Below are 19633 nucleotides of genomic sequence, written 5' to 3'. Positions count from 1 at the left end.
CGGCTTCATGAGACACCCTCCTGCAGAGCGGACGACCTCGGGGCGGTGGTGCGGGCGTGGATCAGCCGATGCGGCGGCGTGGTGCGGGACGCGCGAGCGGGGCGCTCTGCAGGCGCCGCGCGACGACGCCGATCGCGGCGCCCGCGGCGGCGCTGATCGTGTCCATGGCGACGAACCACACGCTGACCGCGAGCTCGCCGTTCACGAGCGGCACGAGCAGCCCGATCGCGAGCACGCCGAGCGCGAGGACGAGGTGCGCCGAGGGACGGCGGCGGTGCTCGCGGCGGGCGAGTCGTGGCGTCGCACCGGGCCGCGCGGCGGCGAGGAGTCCCCAGGTGCATCCGAGTACGGCGGGCAGCCACTCGTCCATGCGAACCTCCGGTGACGAGCGCGCGGCGGGGCGCACGGATCAGGGCCGTGCGCGGCGTCCCACGCTGCAGTGTCGCAGTGCGGTGTCGCGTTGCGTGCACGATCGTGCAGCAGATGCACGTGCGCATCGCGCCATGCATCGCGCCATGCATCGCGCCATGCATCGCGCCATGCATCGCGCCATGCATCGCGCCATGCATCGTGCAGTGCGTCGTGCGCGGCCTAGCATACGACACCTGTGGCATCGCGTCCACACCGAACATGCGCGTTCGGTCATGTCGAGACGCGATCGTGTGACGCGCGACACATCATGGCGAGCGCGGCCACGACGCGCTCTCGCGCGCGTCAGCGGAGCAGCCGCCGCATCTGCTCCCGATAGCTCCGGCTCGACGTGAGCCGCGTGCCGTCCGCCAGCGTCAGCTCGTACTCGCCGTGGCCGCACGGCTCCAGCCGGCGAATCCGGTCGATGCGCACCATGTGCGACCGGTGCACCCGCACGAACTCCGCGGGGTCGAGCCGCGCGGCGAGGACGTGCAGCGACTCGCGCACGAGGTGGCGTCGCCCCCAGGCGACGACCGCGACGTAGTTGCCGTCCGCCTCCACGCGGTCGACGTCCGCGACGGCCACGAAGTACATCCCCTGGGCGTCGCGGATCACGAATCGCTTCGCGTACCCGTCCTCCGGCCCGGCGCCATTGCGTGCGTGGGCGGCGGCGCCACCCGCCGCGTCGACGGCCGGTGCGGGGGCATCGCCGCGGAGCGCCTGCAGCGCGGCCCGGAGCGCGGCATCGGCCGCCGCGAGGGCGCCGGCATCGGGGGTCCGCGACGGTGCCCCGAGCGTCTCGAGCAGCCGCCGCATCGCCCGGTCGAAGCGGTCGATGTCGACCGGCTTGACGAGGTAGTCGACCGCATCGAGGTCGAACGCGCGGATCGCGTGCTCCTCGCTCGCGGTGACGAAGACGACGCACGGCGGGCGCTCCCGCGACCACGGCGCCTCCCGGGCGAGGGCCTCCACCGTCGCGATGCCGTCGAGGCCCGGCATGCGGATGTCGAGGAGCAGCACGTCGGCGGGTCCATCGCGCAGCGCGGCGAGAACGGCCGCACCGCTCCCGCATTCCGCCGTGAGCTCGAACTCGGGGTGGCGCGCGAGCAGCGCGCGCAGGCGCGCGCGCGCGAGGGGCTCGTCGTCGGCGACCAGCACCTTCCAGCGGCCCCCGCTCATGGACGCGCCTCCCCGTTCCCGTGCGCGCCGCCGACGAACGGCAGCGTCACCCGCGCGCGCGTGCCGCCGCCAGGCGGCCGCTCCAGCACCAGCGAGGCGCGCGCGCCGTAGAGCTGCGCGAGGCGATCGCGCGTGTTGCGCAGGCCGATGCCGTTGCCCGTTCCCGCAGTCGCGCGATCGGTGATCGACCCGGCCTCCACGTCGGGCCCCGCCCCATCGTCCTCGACCACGAGTTCGAGCGTGTCGCCCGCTCGTGCCGCGCCGATGCGCACGCGTCCACCCGTCTCGCGCCACGCGAGCCCGTGCTCGTAGGCGTTCTCGACCAGCGGCTGCAGCACCAGGAAGGGCACGCGCGCGCCGCGCGCCGCATCGGCCACGGCCCATTCGACGGCGATGCGGTCACCGAAGCGCAGCTGCATCAGCTCGACGTAGCGCGCCAGCAGATCGAGCTCGCGCTCGAGCGCGTGCTCCTCGGTCCCCTCGTGCAGGATCACGCGCAGGAGCGCGGCGAAGCGGGTGAGCATGCGGTCGGCCGCCATCGGATCGGCGTGCACGAGGGTCGTGACCGCATTGAGCACGTTGAAGACGAAGTGCGGCTGCAGCTGCGTCCGCAGCGCCGCGAGCCGCGCCTCGGCGAGCCCGCGGGCAAGGCCGGCCTCGCGCACCTCGCGCGCGCGCTCCGCGCGATAGTAGTGGACCGCGTGGAGGAGCGCGACCATCACGAGGAAGACGGTGAGGTAGGTGAGGATCCGCGCGAGCGCGCTCGCCGCGACGTCGGGGACGCCGCTGATCGCTACCACGACGGGGCTCATCACGACGTGGCGGAGCCACGCCGCCGCGAGCGTGCCGAGCAGGAGGACGCCGGCGTTCCTCCAGGGACGCGGGCGTCCGACCGGAAAGCGGCGGACGAGGGCCGCGAGCGGCGGCAGGAGCGGCAGGCAGGTCCACCACATCGCGAGCGACCAGACGACCTGCTGGGCCCAGCGCGGGTCCTCGCCGCGGTCGATGGCCGTGATGCCGCCGCGCAGCGCGTAGAGGAGCGCGAAGAACGTCGTCAGCACGACGGCCCCCACCGGCACGAGGCGCCGCTCCATGGGGGACTCCGGGGCGGACTCCGGCGCGCCGACGTTCCCCATCCCCTCCACGCGGGTCGTCACCATTCGGGAGCCGGGTCGGGACTCAGCGCGGCGCGACGGGCAGGGCGCGGCGGGTGGCCGTCATCGGAAGGCGCGCGCCGCCGTGGTATTCCACGATGCCCGCCATCGTGCGCGCGTCGTCGGCCAAGCGCCCCAGGAAGCGCACGTCGCCCTCCCGCGAGGCGACGACCATCCGCACCGAGTCCCCGTCCACGGTCAGCGTGCGGATCGCCAGCGTGTTCGTCAGGTACATCGTGATCGAGCCGGCCCATCCCCGCTCGACCGGCCCGAGCGCGAGGAAGCCGGGGGACGTCCGCTCCCCCACGCGCATCGTGAAGTCCCAGACCCCCTGCAGGTCGGGGCCGGCCGCGGGCGCGGGCGCGTGTGCGGCGGCCTGCGCGCCGACCGTCCCGGCTGCCGACAGGGTGGCGGCCAGCGCCGCGACGGACGCCGCCGCGAGCGTCGCGGCGAGCCGCGCCGGGTGGCGCCGGTGACGATCCATGGCATCGGACATGGTGGTGCGCTCCTGCTCGAGGTTGGTGATGCACCCAGAGTAGGCGCGCGCGGCACCGGGTGTCATCCGGAGACGCGAGATGGACGCCGCACGGGCCTGATGGGTCGCCGCGCGCCGCGGACCGCCAGCCGCGCGCTCGACCCGGGCCGGCTGGCGCTGACAGACCGATGACGACGCACGGACGTCACGCCGCCTTGACTTCGCGCCGGGGCGGCGGCACCATAGCCTAAGAACCTTAGGCTTGGAGCCACCGATGGGATCGACCGAGCTGGACCTCGTGCGCGGGACCTTCGACCTGCTCGTCCTCAAGGCGCTGTCCTGGGGCCCGATGCACGGCCTCGGCGTGCTGCGCTGGATCGAGCGGGCGTCGCAGGCGCAGCTGCAGGTCACCGAGGGCGCGCTGTATCCCGCGCTCCACCGCCTGGAGCAGCGCGGGTGGCTGGACGCCGAGTGGGGCGTCACGGAGCGGAACCGCGAGGCGAAGTTCTACCGGCTGACGCCCGAGGGACGCCACGCGCTGACGGCCGAGCTCTCGAAGTGGACCCGCTACACGGAGGCGGTCGGGCTCGTGCTCGCCGCGCCGCGCGCGTGACCGCGCGCCGACGCTTCCGCCTCGCGCTCCTGCGCCGCACGCGCGCCACGCGGCTGCGCGACGTCGACGCGGAGCTGCGCTTCCACATCGAGGAGCGCGTCGACGAGCTGGTGGCACTCGGCATGGCGCGCCCGCAGGCCGAGGCCGAGGTGCGCGCGCGCTTCGGCGACGTGGCCGGCGTGCGCGCCGAGTGCGAGGCCATCGACGCCGCGGGCGAGCGCACGCGGTCGCGCCGCGAGTGGTGGGGCGCGGCGGCGCGGCAGGCGCGGCTCGCGGCGCGCGCGCTGGCGCGCCGTCCGGCGTTCGCGCTGGTCGCGATCGGGACGCTGGCGCTCGGGATCGGCGCGGCGACGGCGGTGTTCAGCCTCGTGCACGGCGTGCTCCTGCGCCCGCTCCCCTTCCCCGAGCCCGAGCGCCTGCTCGCCGTCACGCACACGACGGCCGTCCCCGGCGTGCCCGAGGTCCAGCAGTCGGACGCGGGCTTCCTGCTCTACGAGCGCCGCGCGACGGCGTTCGAGCGCACGGGCGTGCACCGCGCCACCGAGGTGAACCTCGTCGCGACGGCCGGCGGCGCGATGCAGGCCGAGCGGCTGGTCGCGGCCGGCGTCAGCGCGAGCCTCTTCCCGACGCTGCGCGCGACGGCGCTGCAGGGCCGCACCTTCGTCGCGGGCGAGGACCGGCGCGGGGCGCGGCCGGTGGTGGTGCTCTCGGAAGGGCTGTGGCGGCGGCGCTTCGGCGGCGATCCGTCGGTCGTGGGCCGTCAGGTCGTCGTGGACGGCTCGCCACGCGAGGTCGTGGGCATCATGCCCGCGCGCTTCCAGTACCCGTCGGCGAGCACGCAGCTCTGGTATCCGCTCCCGTTCGACGCGGCGACCGCGTCGCCGGGCAACTTCAACTACACGCAGGTCGCGCGGCTGAAGCCCGGCGTCACGCCCGAGCGCGCGGTCGCGGAGCTCGCGCGCATCCTGCCGCGGGTGATCGAGGAGTATCCGGGCGACGTGCCGCCGGCGATGTGGGCGCAGGCGCGGCTCGCGCCCGTGGTCGCGCCGCTGCGCGAGGCGATCGTCGGCCGGGTGCGCGGGCTGCTCTGGGTGCTGCTGGGCGGCGCGGGGCTCGTGCTCCTGATCGCGTGCGCGAACGTCGCGAGCCTCTTCCTCGTGCGCGCCGAGGAGGGACAGCGCGAGCTCGCGGTGCGCAGCGCGCTCGGCGCGGGGCGCGCGGCGGCCGCGCAGTACCTGGCCGAGGCGGCGGTGGTCGGTGTGCTGGGGAGCACGGGCGGCGTGGCGCTGGCGGTGGCCGGCGTGCGCCTGCTGCGCGCGCTGCCGAGCGGCGTGGACCTGCCGCGGCTGAGCGAGGTGGGCGTGGACGGGCCCGTGCTGCTGTTCGCGCTGGCCGCGGCGGCGTTCGCGACGGTGGCGGCGAGCGCGCTGCCGCTGCTGCGTGCGCGTGGCGTGCCGGTGGCCGCGGTGCTGCGCGACGCGGGCCGCGCGGCCACGGCGGGCGTGCGGCGCCAGTCGGCGCGCAAGGCGCTCGTGGTGGCGCAGGTCGCGCTGGCGCTGGTGCTCGTGGCCGCGTCGGGGCTGATGGCGCGCAGCTTCGCGCGGCTGCGCGACGTGGCGCCCGGCTTCGATCCGGCGCGCGTGCTGGCGGTGCGCATCGCGCTGCCGCCGTCGAGCTACCGCGACGCGGCGTCGGTGGCACGCTTCCACGACCGCCTGCTGCGCGAGCTGGACGCGCTGCCGGGCGTGCGCGACGCGGCGCTCACGTCGTGGCTCCCGCTCTCCGAGGACCACAACAACGGCACGGTGTTCGTGGAGGACCGGCCGATGGTCGGCGACGCGGTGCCGCCGGTGCACGAGCAGGTGCACGTCAGCCGCGACTGGTTCGCGACGGTCGGCACGCCGCTGCTCGCCGGGCGCACCTTCGCGCCGCAGGATCCCGCGCGCGCCTCCACCGAGGTGATCGTCAGCCGCGCGTTCGCGCAGCGCTACTGGCCGGGGCAGAGCGCGATCGGGAAGCGCGTGCGCGCGGGGCTCGTCAGCCCGTGGCTCACCGTGGTCGGCGTCGTGGGCGACGTGCACCTCGCGGCGCTCGACCGGCCGGCGGAGGAGGCGCTCTACCTGCCGTACCACGCGTTCGAGCGCGACACCGCGTGGGCGCCCACGAGCGTCACGCTCGCGCTGCGCGCCGCGGGCGATCCGGCGGCGCTGGTGGCGGCGGTGCGTCGCACGGTGCACGCGCTCGACCCGGCGGTGCCGACGTACGACGAGCGGCCGATGGCGGATACGCTGCGCGCCGCCGCCGCGCGCACGCGCTTCACGACGCTGCTGCTCGGCGTCGCGAGCGCGGTCGCGCTGCTGCTGGGCGCGGTGGGGATGTACGGCGTGATGGCGTACGGGGTGAGCCTGCGCCAGCGCGAGATCGGCGTGCGGCTCGCGCTCGGCGCGCGCCCGCTGGACGTCGGCCGCATGATCTCGCGGCAGGGCGTGGCGCTGGCCGCCGCGGGCGTGGCGATCGGGCTCGCGGGCGCGCTGGCGGTGACGCGCTTCCTGCGCGGCCTGCTGTATGGCGTGAGCCCGACCGATCCGCTGACGCTGGGCGCGACGTGCGCGCTGCTGCTCGTCGTCGCGCTGCTGGCGAGCTGGCTGCCGGCGCGCCGCGCGGCCGCGCTGCCGCCGGTGGAGGCGCTGCGGCGCGACTAGCGCACGGTGATCGTGCCCGACATCGCCGCGCCGTGGATGGAGCAGCGGTACGGGAAGCTCCCCGCGGTCGCGAAGGTGCGCTGGTAGGTGCCGGTGCGCTGGATGGGCGAGCGCGGGCCGTCGGTGAACGTGACGTCGTGGTCGCTGCTCGCGGCCCACGTCCACGTGACGGTGGTCCCGGGCGCGACGGTGGTGGCGGCGGGCGAGAACGCGTTGTCCGAGACGCGGATGTCGCTGCTCGTGCTCGGCGTGGAGGTGGTGCCGCCGCCGCTCGGCTCCACGGGCGAGTAGTCAGTGCCGCCGTCTCCCCCGTTGCCGCCCCCACCACAGGCCGAGAGGACGACGAGCACGAGCGGCAGGGCGAACGGCACGAGCGCGCGGGCGATGCGCATGGAAGCTCCTGGCAGGGGATCGGGGCCGCCACGCCGATGGGCTGCCCCCGACCGCTGACGGCACGGGGGCGCGCTTTCATCCCAACCCTTCCAACCCGCTGCGTGCTCCGTGCTGCTTGGCCGGCCTCGATGCGCCGGACCCCCTTTGGCCTTTGGGGGATGCGGATGCTCCGGATGAGAACGGATCAGACGGATCATTCCTCGCGGGTGCGGGGAGCGTCGCCGCCACGCGGGGCGATCCGAAGCATCCGTTCAGATCCGGAGCATCCGCATCCCCCCAACAGGCACCGTCTCCGCGGCGCGACGACGCGTCCGGAGGCCGTTCACGCAGCACGCAGCGTCAGGTTCCGAGAGCGCCGGCCGCTCCATCCAGCCGCACGCGTGGCAGGACTTCCGGATGCTCCCGCTGTAGCCAGTCGATCATCCGCTCGCGCACGTCGCAGCGCAGGTCCCACGCGGCGCCCGCGTTGCCGGCGCTCATGATCGCGCGCAGCTGCATCGTGCGCTCGCTGGCGTCCGACACCTGCAGCTGCGCGACGCGGCCGTCCCAGTGCGGCGACGTGCGCACGACGCGGTCGAACTCCGCGCGGATGGCGGCCACCGGCGCCGTGTAGTCCACGTACAGGAACACCGTGCCGATCACCTGCGCGGAGGAGCGCGTCCAGTTCTGGAACGGCCGCTCGAAGAAGTGGCTGATCGGCAGCACGAGGCGGCGCTGGTCCCAGATGCGCACCACCACGTACGTGAGGTTGATCTCCTCGACCGTCCCCCACTCGTTCTCGATCACGACCGCGTCGCCCACGCGGATCGGCTGCGACAGCGCGAGCTGCACCCCCGCCACGATGTTGCCGAGCGGGCGCTGGGCCGCGATGGAGACGATGATGCCGACGACGCCGGCCGACGCCAGCAGCCCCGCGCCGAGCGCGCGGAAGCCCTGGAAGCGCATCAGCACCGCGCCGAGGGCGAGGAACACGATGACGACGACCAGCACGCGCCGCAGCAGCCCGACGCGCGTGCGCACGCGGCGCGCGTGCAGGTTGTCGGCGACCTCGATGTCGTAGCGCCGCTCGACGACGTCGTCGAGGACGCGCGTCAGCGCCAGCAGCACCCACGCGCCCGCGCCCACCAGCAGCACGTACAGCCCGCGCTCCGCGGTCTCCTCGGCCGCCCGCGACATCGAGGCGCGCAGCAGCGGCAGCGCCGTCTGGATGGCGAGCAGCGGGAGGAACGCCCGCATCGGCGTGCGCGTGCGGTGCAGCAGCGCGCCGTCGAACACCAGCACGCCCGGCACGCGCCGCCCCAGGCGCAGCAGCCCGCGGTAGAGCAGCGCGTGCGCGAGCAGGCCGACGAGCGCCGCGAGGGCGACGATCGCCAGCGCGCGCAGCGTCGGCGGCAGCGGGCCGAGGAGGTCGGGGAGCGACATCGGGAGGGCTCCCTGCAAGCGGCACTCCGAACGCTGCGGACGGCGGATCTGAACGACGAACGGCATGGCAAGGATGAAGATCTCAACAGATCTGAGAACGACGGAGGGCTCCGCGTCGGGCGACGTTCCTCGCCGCCTCGCGGAGCCCTCCGCTCTTATCAGATCTTCTCAGATTTTTATCCTTGCTTCCGTTGCAGTGCGGGTCCGGCGCGCGGATGCAGACTCAGCACCCGCAGTCCGCAGCCCGCCTCCCGCAGCGCCTCACTCCAGCACTCCACACGCGATCCGCGCCCCGCTGTTCCCCGTCGGATCGGTGCGGTAGTCGTCCTGGTTCGCGTGGATCACCAGCGCGCTGCCGTCGGCGTCCTGCAGCGCGGCCAGCGAGAACTGGTCGACGTTGGCGCTCAGGTGCCCCACGCCGGCCCCGTTGACGATCAGGTTCGGCAGGTCGCCCGCGTGGTAGCCGAGCGGGTTGAGGTGCCCATGCTGCCGCGACGCCGGGTTGTAGTGGCCGCCCGCGGACGTGAACGTCGGCCCGACGCAGCTGCCGACCGCGTGCACGTGCAGGCCGTGCAGCCCCGGCGTCAGCCCCTTCACGTGCACCGTGAGGTGCACGGTGCCGGTCGCGTCCTCGGTGAGGCGCGCGTCGCCGATCACGTCGCCGGCGCTGTTGACGATCTCCGCCGTCAGGCGCGTGGCGCCCCCGGAGGCCGCCGCGGCGCGCGCCAGCGACGGGGCATCCGACGGCTGCTGGGGGGCGATGCCGGCGTCGTCGCTCCGGCAGCCCGCGAGGAGCACGGCGGCGGCGGCGACGGCGGTCAGAGCGGCGGCTGGACGGGTCATGGGATGCTCGCGGCTGGTGGGTGAAGGGGACCGCCCCGCGCCCGTCGGCGGATCGCCCGGCGCAGCGGTCCGCTACGATAGCGCGCGCCGGGCCCGCCGCCCATGGGGAAGGTCGTGGCGTCGACGCCACATGGTCGCGGCCGCTAAGCTTCCCGGTGGCCGCGCATCCGGCGGCCCCGTCCCACCAGGCCGCCGCCGCTCCTCGACGCTCCGTGCCGCGCATCCTCATCGTCGAAGACACCTCCGAGATCGCCGAGGCGCTCCAGGACCACCTGCGCCGCCGCGGTCACGACACGTCGCTCGCCACGCGCGCCGCCCAGGCGGCCGCGATGATCGCCAGCGAGCGTCCGGACCTGATCGTGCTCGACCTCGGCCTCCCGGACCGCGACGGGCACACGGTGCTGCAACAGCTGCGCGCGCGCGGGCTCGACACGCCGGTGCTCATCCTCTCCGCGCGGCGCGACGAGACGGACAAGCTGCAGGGCTTCGCGCACGGCGCCGACGACTACGTCACCAAGCCGTTCAGCGCGATGGAGCTGCTGGCGCGCGTGGACGCGCTGCTGCGCCGCGCGACGGCGCGCGTGCCCGCGGTGCAGGCCCCGACGCCCACGCCCGACGTCGCCGCGGGCCCGACGGACGCGCAGATCGGCGAGCGGTTCGGGCTCACGCCGCGGCAGGTCATCGTCGCGCGGCTGCTGGCCGAGGGGTGCTCGAACGCGGAGCTCGCGGAGCGGCTGGGCGTGAGCGCGCACACCGCGCGCAACCACACGATGCACGTGCTGGCGAAGCTCGGGACGTCGAAGCGCGCGCGCGTGGGGCCGATCCTGCGCGACGCGGGCTGACGGGCGTCGGCGCGCCGGACCCGAACGACATGCAAGGATGAAGATCGGATAACGTCTGATAACGACGGATGGCTCCTGTGGAGGGCGAGATCCCTCGCAGCCACGCGGAGCCATCCGTCGTTATCAGATCTTGTCAGACTTTCATCCTTGCAGATGCAGTTCACGGAGCCCCTGCCCCTCCGACCGCGCGATTGGCAGCGCGATCACGAACGTCGACCCCTCCCCCACCACGCTCTCCACCCACAGCCGCCCGCCGTGCGCTTCGACCACGGCGCGCGCGATCGCGAGCCCCAGCCCCAGCCCGCGCCGGTCCGCGTGCCGCGCCTGCCAGAACGCGCCGAAGATGTGCTGCACCTGATCGGCGGGGATCCCTGGCCCGTCGTCGCGCACCGCGATCCGCAGCTCGCCGTCCGTCACCGTCCACGTCAGCGCCACGCACCCGTCGTGCGCCGCGAACTTGGCCGCGTTCCCCACCAGGTTCGAGACCGCCTGCAGCAGCCGCCGCGCGTCGACGTCCATCGCCGGCAGCGCCGCGTCGCCCGGCAGGTCGAACGACACCTCGAAGCGCAGCCCGTACGACGCCACCAGCGGACGCAGCGTCGTCGCCGCCTCCTCCAGCAGCGCGTGCACGTCCTGCGGCTGGCGCTCCAGCGCCAGCGCGTCGCGGTCCAACCGCGCGACGTCCAGCAGGTCCTCGATCAGCCCGTCCATGCGCGCCGCCGCCCGCTCCACGCGCGCCAGCGTCCGCGCGTCCGGCTCCGCCAGCGTCTCGGCCGCGCGCAGCATCTCGACGTCGAAGCGCACGGCGGCCAGCGGGCCGCGCAGGTCGTGCGCGACCACCGCCAGCACGTGGTCGCGCGTCGTCACCGCCGCCTGCGTCGCCTGCAGCAGCCGCGCGCGCTCCAGCGCCAGCCCCGCGCGCCGCGCCACCTCCGCCGCCAGCGCGCGGTCGTCGTCGTCGAACGGCGCGCGCGTCGCGCCGCGCGCCAGCGACAGCCACCCGATCGGCGCCGCGTCCGCCGCGTGCAGCGGTACGCGCACCTCCCACGACGCATCGGCCGCCCCGATGCCCGCCTCCGCCACGCGCACGCACGCGCCGTCCACCACCAGCTCCACCGCGCAGGCGTCCGCCACGCGGTCGGCCAGGAGCGCCGCCAGCTGCGCGGGCGCGGTCGCGCCGTCCAGCGACGCGACCAGCACGCGGCCCGCGTCCGCCAGCAGCTCCGCCGCCGCGCGCGCGCGGCGCTGCGACTCGTGCAGCAGCCGCGTGCGCAGCAGGTTGCGCACGCGCAGCAGCACCTCCACGCGGTCGAACGGCTTCAGCACGAGGTCGTGCGCGCCCCCCGCCAGCGCGCGCTCGCGTGCCGCCGCGGTGACGTCGGCCGTCAGCACCAGCACCGGCACGAACGCGTCGGCGCTCACGCGCGCGGCGATGTCCGCCAGCACCGCGAAGCCGTCGCGATGCGGCATGTGCAGGTCGAGCAGCACGAGGTCCGGCCGCGCCGCGTCGAACGCGTCCATCGCCCGGCGCGCGTCGCTCACGCGCACCAGCCGGCGATAGCCCTTCGGCCGCAGCACCACCTCCAGCAGGTCGAGGTTCGCGACCTCGTCGTCCACCAGCAGGATGGTGCAGTCCGTCGTGTCCATGGCCGTCTCCACGACGCTCACGGCCGGCGCGGCCGGCCCGCCAGCACGCGCTCCACCGTCGCCAGGAACGCGCGCACGTCCAGCGGCTTGGTGAGGAACGCCGCCACGCCGTCCTCCTCCAGCGCCGCGCGCGTGCGCGGCGTCGCGTCGGCGCTGATGACGACGACCGGGATCTCCGCCGTGCGCGCGTCGGCGCGCAGCGCGCGCAGCACCTCGCGCCCCGACAGGTCGGGGAGGTGCAGGTCGAGCAGGATCACGTCCGGCCGGTGCTGCGCCGCCAGCTCGAGCCCCAGCCGCCCCTGCAGCGCCGGGAGGACGCGCCACTGCGGACGCGGCAGCAGGATCGTCTCGACCAGCGACAGGTTCGCGAGGTTGTCCTCGACGTAGAGGAGCGTCGCGGCCGAGTGCGTGCCGGCCGCCGCGTCCGCGCGCGTGGCGACGATCGGCAGCGCCGCCAGCGGGCCGTCCGTCGTCGGCAGGTCCACCGCGAACACGCTCCCCTCCGCGTCGCTGCGCTCCAGGAACAGCGTGCCGCCCATGGCCTGCGCGAGCCGCTGCGACAGCGCCAGCCCCAACCCCGTGCCCTCCACGCCCGTGTGCTCCGCGCCCAGCCGCGCGAACGGCACGAACAGCTGGTCGCGCAGCGCGGCGTCGATCCCCGCGCCCTGGTCGTGCACGCGGATGCGCAGCGACTCGCGGCCGTCCGCGCCGCGCACCGGCTCGCACCCGATGCGCACCGCGCCCTCGGGCCGGTTGTACTTCACCGCGTTGCTCAGGAGGTTGAGCAGCACCTGCGTCAGCCGCTGCCGGTCCGCGCGCACGAACCGCTGGGCCGACGGGTGCGGCAGCTCCGCCACCCACACGCCGCGCTGCTCCGCCAGCGGGCGCACGATGTCGATCGCCTCGCGGATCACGCCCTCCGCGCGCACCGGCTCGATCGACATCGGCTGCTCGGCCGCCTCGATGCGCGCGATGTCGAGCACCTCGTTGATCAGGTTCAGCAGGTGGCGCCCGCCGTTCAGGATGTGGCGCACGCCGCCGCGGTACTCCGCCGGCAGCTCCAGGTCCTCCAGCACCTGCGCGAAGCCGAGGATGCTGTTGAGCGGCGTGCGCAGCTCGTGGCTCATGCGGCTGAGGAACTCGCTCTTCGCGCGGTTCGCGCGCTCCGCCTCCTCGCGCGCCTGCTCCGCCTCCGCGCTCGCGCGGCGCAGCGCTTCCTCCGCCGCCACCCGGTCGGTGATGTCGCGGCCGTTGACGAGGAAGCCCACCGAGCCGTCGGCGAGCGGCAGCGAGCGCCCCAGCGCCTCGAACAGCCGCCACGTGCCGTCGCGGTGGCGGATGCGCCAGGTGGCGCGCGTGACGTACGTCGGGTCGAGGGCCACGCGGCGCATGTTCTCCTCAAGCGCGCACGTGTCGTCGGGATGCAGCAGGTCGTCCGGCCGGCAGCCGATCATCTCCGCCGGCGAGTAGCCGAGCAGCCGCTGCGCCGACGGGCTCACGTAGGTCAGCGCGAGGTCCGACGCGGCGATCATCAGCAGGTCGCTCCCGTTCTCGATCAGCCGTCGGAAGTGCTCCTCGCTGCGCTGCAGCGCCTCCTCCGCGGCCCGCTGCTCCGTGACGTCGCGCGCGTTGCAGACGACGCCCGCCTCCGGCCGGTCGGCCGCGAGTGCGCGCGCGAGCGCCTCGAAGCGGCGCCAGCCGCCGGCGCGGTGCCGCACGCGGAAGTCCACGTGGTGGATCTCGCCCGGCGCCTCCGCCGCGCGCCGCATCGACGCCATCACGTGCGCGAGGTCGTCCGGATGCAGCAGCTCCTCGGGAGATGCGGCGATCATCTCCTCCGGCGTCCAGCCGAGCACCCGCTCGACCGACGGGCTGGCGTACGTGAGCCGGCCGTCGCGGCGCGAGATCAGCAGCAGGTCGCTGCCGTGCTCGATCATGCGCCGGAAGTGCTCCTCGCTCTCCTGCAGCGCGCGCTCGCTCGCCTTGCGGTCGGTGACGTCGCGCGCGTTCGCGACCAGCCCCTGCTCGGCGGACGTCGGCGAGAGCGTGCGCGCCCACGCCTCCAGCCAGCGCCACGAGCCGTCCTTGTGGCGCACGCGGTACTCGAGCGAGCCCGAGGTGCCGGGGTTCGAGAGGATGCGCGCCACCAGCTCGCCCGCGGCCGGCAGGTCGTCGGGGTGCATGAAGTCGGGGATCGTCATCCCCGCGATCTCCTCCGGCGTGTAGCCGAGGAGCCGCTGCACCGACGGGCCGGTGTACGCGATGTGCCCCTGCGCGTCGATCACCTGCACGAGGTCGTACGAGTGCTCGATCAGGGCGCGGAAGTGCTCCTCGCTCCGCTGGAGCGCCTCCTCCGCGGCGCGCTGCTCCGTGACGTCGCGGCCATTGCAGACGACGCCGGCCGCCGCGGAGTGCGGGTCGAGCGTGCGCCCGATCGCGTCGATGAGCCGCCAGCTCCCGTTCTTGTGCCGGATGCGCCACGCCATGCGGCGCACGGTGCCCGGCTCGGCGAGGATCGCGCTGGTGACCGCCACCACCGCGTCCGCGTCGTCCGGGTGCACCAGGTCGTGCGGCGTCTTGAGGAGCATCTCCTCCGGCGTGTAGCCCAGCAGCCGCTCCACCGACGGGCTCACGTAGGTGAGCGCGAACTCGGGGCTGGAGATCATCAGCAGGTCGCTGCCGTTCTCGATCAGCCGCCGGAAGTGCTCCTCGCTGCGCGCCAGCGCCTCCTCCGCCGCGCGCTGCTCGGTCACGTCGCGCGCGTTGCAGACGATCCCCGCCCCCGCGGCGTCGGGCAGCAGCGTGCGCGCCAGCGACTGGAAGCGGCGCCAGCTCCCGTCGCGGTGCCGCATGCGGAAGTCCACCGGCCGGATGCTCCCCGGCTCCGCGCCCGCCGCCTGCAGCACGGCGTGGATCCGCGGCACGTCGTCGGGGTGCACGAAGTCCAGCGGGACCGCGCCCAGCATCTCCGCCGGCGAGTAGCCGAGCAGCCGCTCCGCCGACGGGCTGACGTAGGTCAGCGGCCCGGCGACGTCGGAGATGATGAGCAGGTCGCTCCCGTTCTCGATCAGGCGGCGGAAGTGCTCCTCGCTCGCCTGCAGCGCGCGCTCGGCCTCGCGGCGCTCGGTGACGTCGAGCATCACGCCCTGGATGTAGAGCGGGCGTCCCTGCGCGTCGCACTGCAGCACCGCCTCGTCGCGGAACCAGAGCACGCGCCCGTCGCGCGTCACCATGCGGTACTCGGCGGCGAAGCGGCGCCCGGCGGCGTGCGCGGCGTCCCAGTCCGCCTCCACGCGGGCGCGGTCCTCCTCGTGGATGCGCTCCAGCCAGAGGCGCGGATTCTCCAGCCACTCCGCCTCGGAGAAGCCGAGCAGCCGCTCGCTCTGCGGGCTGGTGAACAGCGTCGGGTTCCCGGCCTCCACCGACGCGGTATAGATGATCGCCGGCAGCTGCTCGATCAGCGACCGGTAGCGCGCCTCGCTCTCGCGCAGCGCCTCGTCCGCGCGCGTGCGCTCGGTGACGTCGCGCGTGTTGAACACCAGCCCCTGCGCGGCCGATGTGGGCGACAGCGTGCGCCCGTACGTCTCCAGGTGCCGCCAGCTGCCGTCCTTGTGCCGGTAGCGGTATTCGGCGTGGCGCGTGACGCCCGGCTGCGCGACCGCGGCCGCGATCTCGGGGATGACGCGTCCCAGGTCGTCCGGATGCACGAGCGAGAACGCGTTGCGGCCCTCGAGGTCCTCCGGCGCGTAGCCGAGGATGCGCTGCATCGACGGCGTCTGGTAGGTGAGCTGCCCCGTGTCGCCGTCGATGACGACGATGATGTCGTGCGAGTTCTCGGTCAGCGTGCGGAAGTACTCCTCGCTGCGCCGCAGCTCCTCCTCCGCGCGCCGCCGCTCGGTCACGTCGCGGACGTTGATGACGTGCCCCGTGCCCGGCCGGTAGCCGGCGCTCGTGGCGCACACCGCCTCCAGGTCCACCCAGTGCCCGGCGGCGTGCCGGAAGCGGAACTCGATGCGGTGCGTCTCGCCCGGGCGCGCCGCGAGCGCGCCGAGCCACGCGACCACGCGCGGCGCGTCGTCGGGATGGAAGAACGAGACCAGCGACGTGTCCTGGTACTCCTCCGGCGCGTAGCCGAGGATGTGGCGCACCGACGGGCTGCCGTAGCGCGTCACGCCCGTCTCGTCCATGATCACGATCAGGTCGTGCGCGTGCTCGATCATGCGCCGGAAGTGCTCCTCGCTGCGCTGCAGCGCGATCGTCCGCTCGGCGACGCGCTGCTCCAGCCGCTCGTTGGCCGCGCGCAGCTCGCGCTCCACCTCGTGGAGCGGCGTCACGTCCAGCGACGTGCCCACCACGCGCGCCGGCCGCCCGTCCTCGCCGCGCACCACCTCGCTCCGCGCGTACAGCGTGCGCGTCTCGCCGTCGGGGCGCACCACGCGGTACGTCGCCTCGGCGCGGCCGTCGCGCAGCATCTGCTGGGTCTGCGCGGCGATGACGTCCCGGTCGTCCGGGTGCACGCAGGCGAGGAAGTCGTCGAAGGTGCGCGGGTGCGTGCGTGCGTCGAGCCCGTGGATGCGCAGCTGCTCCGCCGACCACTCCAGGCGATCCTCGGCCACGTGCCACTCGTAGCTGCCGAGCGCCGCGAGCGCCTGCATCTCGTCGGCGTGCCGCGCCTGCTCGGCGAGCCGCGCGCGCAGGCGCGCCGCCTCGTCGTCGGCCAGCGTCGCGCCGGCCAGCGCCGCGAACGACTCGGCCAGCGCGCGCGCCGCGTGGTCGCACGGCGCGCCGCCCACGTGCAGCGTCCCCTTCGCCAGCGCGCCGCCGAACGGCACGCAGTGCGCGGCCGTCTCGTCGAGCGTCGGCGTCGCGCCGCCATCCGGGCCGGCGTCCGCGGTCCAGGTGCTGCGGCCGCGGACGTCGTGCAGCGTGATGCGCACGGGGCGCGCGAGCGCGCGCGCGGCCGTCGCGCAGAGGACATGGAGCGCGGCGGGCGCTGGGGCGGGAGCGGCGGGAGACACGGCGGGACTGCGCGGGGACTGCGGCGGGAGACGCGGGGGAGCCGCAATCTATCCGCCGGTCCCCACGAGGCCGAGCGGCACGCGGCGCAGCCCGGGCCACCGGCGCGGCCCGTCGCGCGCGTCGCGCACCAGCAGCTGCGCCGAGATCCCGCCGTCCAGCAGCACCGCGTCGCGCGCGCCCAGGGCGCCCATGACCGCCGCCATCTCGGGCACCGTCGGCCCGAACGGCACCACGTCCAGCGCGCCGTCCAATCCGTCGAAGCGCGTGAGCGCGATCAGCACGCGCCCGTCGGCGAGCGTGCCGAGGGCGAGCCGCGCGTCGCGGTGCGCGACGTCCACGCCGCGGCCGGGTGCCCGCAGCGCGGCCGGCACCGCGCCGCCGGCCAGCAGCGCGGGATAGCTCTGGAATGCCTCACGGACGGCGCCCGGCGCCGTCTGCAGCGCGGCGCGCAGCGCATCCAGCGAGTCGGGCGGCACGAGCCGCACGCGCCCCGCCGTGTCGATCACCACCGCGGGCGCGAGCGGGCCGCGGCCCGGCGGCCGGTACTCGCGCCCCGCGTGCACCAGCCAGCCCCACGGCGTCGCGCCGCCGAACTGGCCGGCGTTGAGCGCGAGCACCGCGCGCGGACCCGCGCTGTCCACCGTCCACCTGCCGCGCGTGGCGGTGCGCGACGCGGCCAGCGACAGCCGCACGCGCCGTGGGTCCACGCGCGCGACGATCACGCGCAGCCGCCACGCCTCGCCGTCGCCCGCCATCCGCAGCTCGCCCCACTCGACGCCGGGCGCGCCGGCGCGCCACCGCACCGCGTCGCCCAGCGCGTGCGGCGGCGCCCACGTCGCGGGCGCGCGGTCGCTGCGCCACCACGTCGCCCAGCGGCCGTCGCGCCACACGGCGAGCGCCGACGACGGCAGCGCGCCCGGCGTGGCGGCCCACAGCAGCCCCCCACAGAGCACGCTCGCCGCCAGCAGCACCGCCACGCGCGCGAGCGCGCGACTCATCCTGCTCACGTCACTCGCCGAGCAGCTTCCGGAAGGCCGCGAGGTCGCCCGCACGCCGCTCCAGCGCGGCGCGCTCGCCCGCCACGTAGACGTAGCTGCCCGTGCGCCCACCGCGCGCGAGCAGGAACGCCGCCGCGCGCTCGCGGAGCACCGCGTACTGCTCGTCCTTCAGCCCCGCCGCCTTCGCGCCCAGCGCCTCGGGATCGCTCCCCTCGCTGCCCATCGCGTCGAACTCCGGCTGCTCGGGGCTCTTGCCGCACTTCGCCTCGAGGTCGCGCGCGACCTGCTGCATGCGCGTGGTGACGGCCTTCACCGAGTCCTGCATCGGGCCGGTCATCTTGCCGGTCTTGTCCTGCTCGCGCTTGGCGGCGAACGCGAGGCCCATCGTCATGCCGGTGTAGCGCAGCAGCTCCTTCGTGTACGGCTCGGCGCACTTCCCGTACGCCTCGTTCCGCTTCTCGGCCTCGGCCATGCGCGCGTTCTCCGCGGCGTTGGCCTGCTCCTGCTTCGCCACGGCCGCCTGCTCGGCCTTCAGGCCGCGCAGCAGCTGCTCCAGGCGCGCGTCCGTGATCTCGAGGACGCGGTCGTCGAACGTCGGCGCGCGCTGCGCCGTCGCGCCCTGACCGAGCATGCGGTCCTCGAGGCGCTTGCGGAGGCCGCCGAGCTGCGCGTGCGCGGCGCCCGGCGTGAGGGTCAGCACGGCGCCGGCGAGCAGCGCGGCGCGGTAGAGGATGCGGATCATCATCGGATGCTCTATGGGATGCGGGCGCGTCAGCGCTTCACGAGCTCGACGCGGCGGTTGCGCTGGCGATTGGCCTCGGAGTCGTTCGGGGCGACGGGGCGCGTCGCGCCGAAGCCGGCGGACGTCAGCCGCGCCGCGTCGACGCCGAGCGTGGTCACGAGGTGGCGGCGGACGGCGGCGGCGCGCCGCTCGGAGAGCGACTGGTTCGCGGCCGCCGCGCCCGCGTCGTCGGTGTGCCCCTCGATCGCCACGCGCAGCTCGGGATGCGCGGCCAGCATCGCCGCGATCTCCTGCAGCACGGGCGTGCTCTCGGCGCGCAGGCGGTCGGAGTTGGTGTCGAACAGGATGCCGTCGGCCGTGACGCGCCCGCTGGATTCCAGCGCCGCGTACAGGTCCTTGCCGCCGGCGGCGATGCGCAGGTTCGCGATCATCACCGGTGCCTCGTCGCTGGCGCTGACCCGCACGCGGATCACGCGCGAGCGGCCGAGGGCGGCGTTGGGCGCGTTGGCCACGCGCACGCCGTTCAGGTAGACCTTCACGTAGTCGCCGTCGGCCATCACCTGCACCCGCAGCGGCGCGCCCTCACGCCCCCTGGGCGGCGCGGATGCGACGTCGTAGCCGTTCGGGCCACCGACGCCGCCCTCCTCGGCGCTCAGGTGCAGGTGGTACGGCTCGTCGCCGTTCGGGTCGTGCGGCGTGAAGTACAGGTACTGGCTCCACCCGCTCGGCCCGATGAAGTCGAACTCCATCGTGAAGCGCTCGGGCAGCTTCTCGGACAGCGGGATCTCGAACTCGCCGAAGCTCGTCGCGCGCAGCCATCGGGCACGTCCGATCTCGGCGACCTCGGTGTTGCCGCCGCGCAGCCGGAAGGCCCGCGGGAAGTCCCCGAGCTCGTCGCGCGTGAAGTCGGTCGCGTAGAGCACGCGCGTGCCGGGCGTGAAGTCGCGGCCGCTGTTCACCGTCGGCGCGGCCGCGGTGTCGGCCTTCGCCTCGGACGCCTCGGCCGGGGCCTCCGCGGCCGCGTCCTTCGACACCTTCGGACGCTCGGCGCGCTCCTCGGCCTGCTCGCCGGCGCGGCGCTTCGCCGCCTCCGCGGCGCGGCGCAGCCGGTCGCCCAGCTGCGCGTGCGCGGCGCGCGGGGCGGACGCGGCGACGACGAGCAGCGCCGCGACGAGCGTCGTGTGGCGGCGCAC

The 19633-nt window shown here is 75.1% G+C and carries 15 protein-coding genes; 3 read left to right on the top strand and 12 right to left on the bottom strand.

The features are described 5' to 3' along the window. Nucleotides 1–61: 61 nt before the first annotated feature. The 4 genes from rosag_RS06815 to rosag_RS06800 form a co-directional block, all read right to left on the bottom strand. Nucleotides 62–370, bottom strand: coding sequence for a hypothetical protein (locus tag rosag_RS06815; RefSeq protein ID WP_284349308.1), 309 nt, complete (start codon nucleotides 368–370; stop codon nucleotides 62–64). Nucleotides 371–714: 344 nt separating this feature from the next. After that, nucleotides 715–1590 carry a LytR/AlgR family response regulator transcription factor gene (locus rosag_RS06810; protein ID WP_284349307.1) on the bottom strand — a complete coding sequence of 292 codons (876 nt, stop codon included), beginning with the start codon at nucleotides 1588–1590 and terminating at the stop codon, nucleotides 715–717. Continuing rightward, nucleotides 1587–2750: a sensor histidine kinase gene (locus rosag_RS06805; protein WP_284349306.1), complete on the bottom strand. Its 1164-nt coding sequence runs from the start codon at nucleotides 2748–2750 to the stop codon at nucleotides 1587–1589. Before rosag_RS06805 ends, rosag_RS06810 begins: the two co-directional genes overlap by 4 nt. Before the next feature lie 19 nt (nucleotides 2751–2769). Beyond that, a complete protein-coding gene (locus rosag_RS06800; protein WP_284349305.1) occupies nucleotides 2770–3240 on the bottom strand; it encodes a hypothetical protein in 471 nt (156 codons plus the stop codon). 253 nt (nucleotides 3241–3493) lie between these two features. On the opposite strand from rosag_RS06800, the gene rosag_RS06795 reads away from it, so the two are divergent. Together rosag_RS06795 and rosag_RS06790 are read left to right on the top strand one after the other, a co-directional pair. Continuing rightward, complete coding sequence (locus rosag_RS06795) at nucleotides 3494–3832, top strand: PadR family transcriptional regulator (protein WP_284349304.1); 339 nt, start codon at nucleotides 3494–3496, stop codon at nucleotides 3830–3832. Further along, nucleotides 3829–6534 (top strand): ABC transporter permease, encoded by a 2706-nt coding sequence (locus tag rosag_RS06790; RefSeq protein ID WP_284349303.1) that lies wholly within the window; start codon nucleotides 3829–3831, stop codon nucleotides 6532–6534. Before rosag_RS06795 ends, rosag_RS06790 begins: the two co-directional genes overlap by 4 nt. Here rosag_RS06790 and rosag_RS06785 read toward each other — a convergent pair. From rosag_RS06785 to rosag_RS06775, 3 genes are all read right to left on the bottom strand, one after another. Continuing rightward, nucleotides 6531–6926: a cupredoxin domain-containing protein gene (locus rosag_RS06785; protein WP_284349302.1), complete on the bottom strand. Its 396-nt coding sequence runs from the start codon at nucleotides 6924–6926 to the stop codon at nucleotides 6531–6533. The genes rosag_RS06790 and rosag_RS06785 overlap by 4 nt on opposite strands. Nucleotides 6927–7266: 340 nt before the next feature. Next, nucleotides 7267–8349: a mechanosensitive ion channel family protein gene (locus tag rosag_RS06780; RefSeq protein WP_284349301.1), complete on the bottom strand. Its 1083-nt coding sequence runs from the start codon at nucleotides 8347–8349 to the stop codon at nucleotides 7267–7269. Nucleotides 8350–8610: 261 nt separating this feature from the next. Continuing rightward, nucleotides 8611–9192, bottom strand: a complete 582-nt coding sequence (locus tag rosag_RS06775; RefSeq protein ID WP_284349300.1) for a superoxide dismutase family protein — start codon at nucleotides 9190–9192, stop codon at nucleotides 8611–8613. A 212-nt stretch (nucleotides 9193–9404) separates the two neighbouring features. On the opposite strand from rosag_RS06775, the gene rosag_RS06770 reads away from it, so the two are divergent. Next, the gene (locus rosag_RS06770) at nucleotides 9405–10034 is read left to right on the top strand and encodes a response regulator (RefSeq protein ID WP_284349299.1); all 630 of its coding nucleotides are present in this window, start codon (nucleotides 9405–9407) and stop codon (nucleotides 10032–10034) included. 141 nt (nucleotides 10035–10175) lie between these two features. Here rosag_RS06770 and rosag_RS06765 read toward each other — a convergent pair whose 3' ends face one another. Genes rosag_RS06765 through rosag_RS06745 form a run of 5 tightly spaced genes read right to left on the bottom strand, consistent with a single transcriptional unit; the run spans nucleotide 10176 to nucleotide 19633 of the window. Beyond that, entirely contained in the window at nucleotides 10176–11681 is a 1506-nt protein-coding gene (locus rosag_RS06765; RefSeq protein WP_284349298.1) for a hybrid sensor histidine kinase/response regulator, read from the bottom strand. Nucleotides 11682–11698: 17 nt separating this feature from the next. Continuing rightward, entirely contained in the window at nucleotides 11699–16699 is a 5001-nt protein-coding gene (locus tag rosag_RS06760; protein ID WP_284349297.1) for a hybrid sensor histidine kinase/response regulator, read from the bottom strand. A gap of 48 nt (nucleotides 16700–16747) precedes the next feature. Then, nucleotides 16748–17698, bottom strand: a complete 951-nt coding sequence (locus tag rosag_RS06755; protein WP_284349296.1) for a phosphodiester glycosidase family protein — start codon at nucleotides 17696–17698, stop codon at nucleotides 16748–16750. Between the two features lie 10 nt (nucleotides 17699–17708). After that, nucleotides 17709–18443 carry a hypothetical protein gene (locus rosag_RS06750; RefSeq protein ID WP_284349295.1) on the bottom strand — a complete coding sequence of 245 codons (735 nt, stop codon included), beginning with the start codon at nucleotides 18441–18443 and terminating at the stop codon, nucleotides 17709–17711. A 26-nt stretch (nucleotides 18444–18469) separates the two neighbouring features. Further along, nucleotides 18470–19633 carry an OmpA family protein gene (locus rosag_RS06745; RefSeq protein WP_284349294.1) on the bottom strand — a complete coding sequence of 388 codons (1164 nt, stop codon included), beginning with the start codon at nucleotides 19631–19633 and terminating at the stop codon, nucleotides 18470–18472.

It is taken from the genome of Roseisolibacter agri, from assembly GCF_030159095.1.
In the GTDB taxonomy this organism is placed as follows: domain Bacteria; phylum Gemmatimonadota; class Gemmatimonadetes; order Gemmatimonadales; family Gemmatimonadaceae; genus Roseisolibacter; species Roseisolibacter agri.
The sequence above is the reverse complement of the archived record's forward strand: the minus strand, read 5'-3'. Positions and strand labels throughout refer to the sequence as shown.

Bases quoted from the DNA above. Each gene is read 5' to 3' on its own strand.
- rosag_RS06815 (WP_284349308.1), bottom strand. From the start codon at position 370: ATGGACGAGTGGCTGCCCGCCGTACTCGGATGCACCTGGGGACTCCTC.
- rosag_RS06810 (WP_284349307.1), bottom strand. From the start codon at position 1,590: ATGAGCGGGGGCCGCTGGAAGGTGCTGGTCGCCGACGACGAGCCCCTC.
- rosag_RS06805 (WP_284349306.1), bottom strand. From the start codon at position 2,750: ATGGTGACGACCCGCGTGGAGGGGATGGGGAACGTCGGCGCGCCGGAG.
- rosag_RS06800 (WP_284349305.1), bottom strand. From the start codon at position 3,240: ATGTCCGATGCCATGGATCGTCACCGGCGCCACCCGGCGCGGCTCGCC.
- rosag_RS06795 (WP_284349304.1), top strand. From the start codon at position 3,494: ATGGGATCGACCGAGCTGGACCTCGTGCGCGGGACCTTCGACCTGCTC.
- rosag_RS06785 (WP_284349302.1), bottom strand. From the start codon at position 6,926: ATGCGCATCGCCCGCGCGCTCGTGCCGTTCGCCCTGCCGCTCGTGCTC.
- rosag_RS06780 (WP_284349301.1), bottom strand. From the start codon at position 8,349: ATGTCGCTCCCCGACCTCCTCGGCCCGCTGCCGCCGACGCTGCGCGCG.
- rosag_RS06775 (WP_284349300.1), bottom strand. From the start codon at position 9,192: ATGACCCGTCCAGCCGCCGCTCTGACCGCCGTCGCCGCCGCCGCCGTG.
- rosag_RS06765 (WP_284349298.1), bottom strand. From the start codon at position 11,681: ATGGACACGACGGACTGCACCATCCTGCTGGTGGACGACGAGGTCGCG.
- rosag_RS06755 (WP_284349296.1), bottom strand. From the start codon at position 17,698: ATGAGTCGCGCGCTCGCGCGCGTGGCGGTGCTGCTGGCGGCGAGCGTG.
- rosag_RS06750 (WP_284349295.1), bottom strand. From the start codon at position 18,443: ATGATGATCCGCATCCTCTACCGCGCCGCGCTGCTCGCCGGCGCCGTG.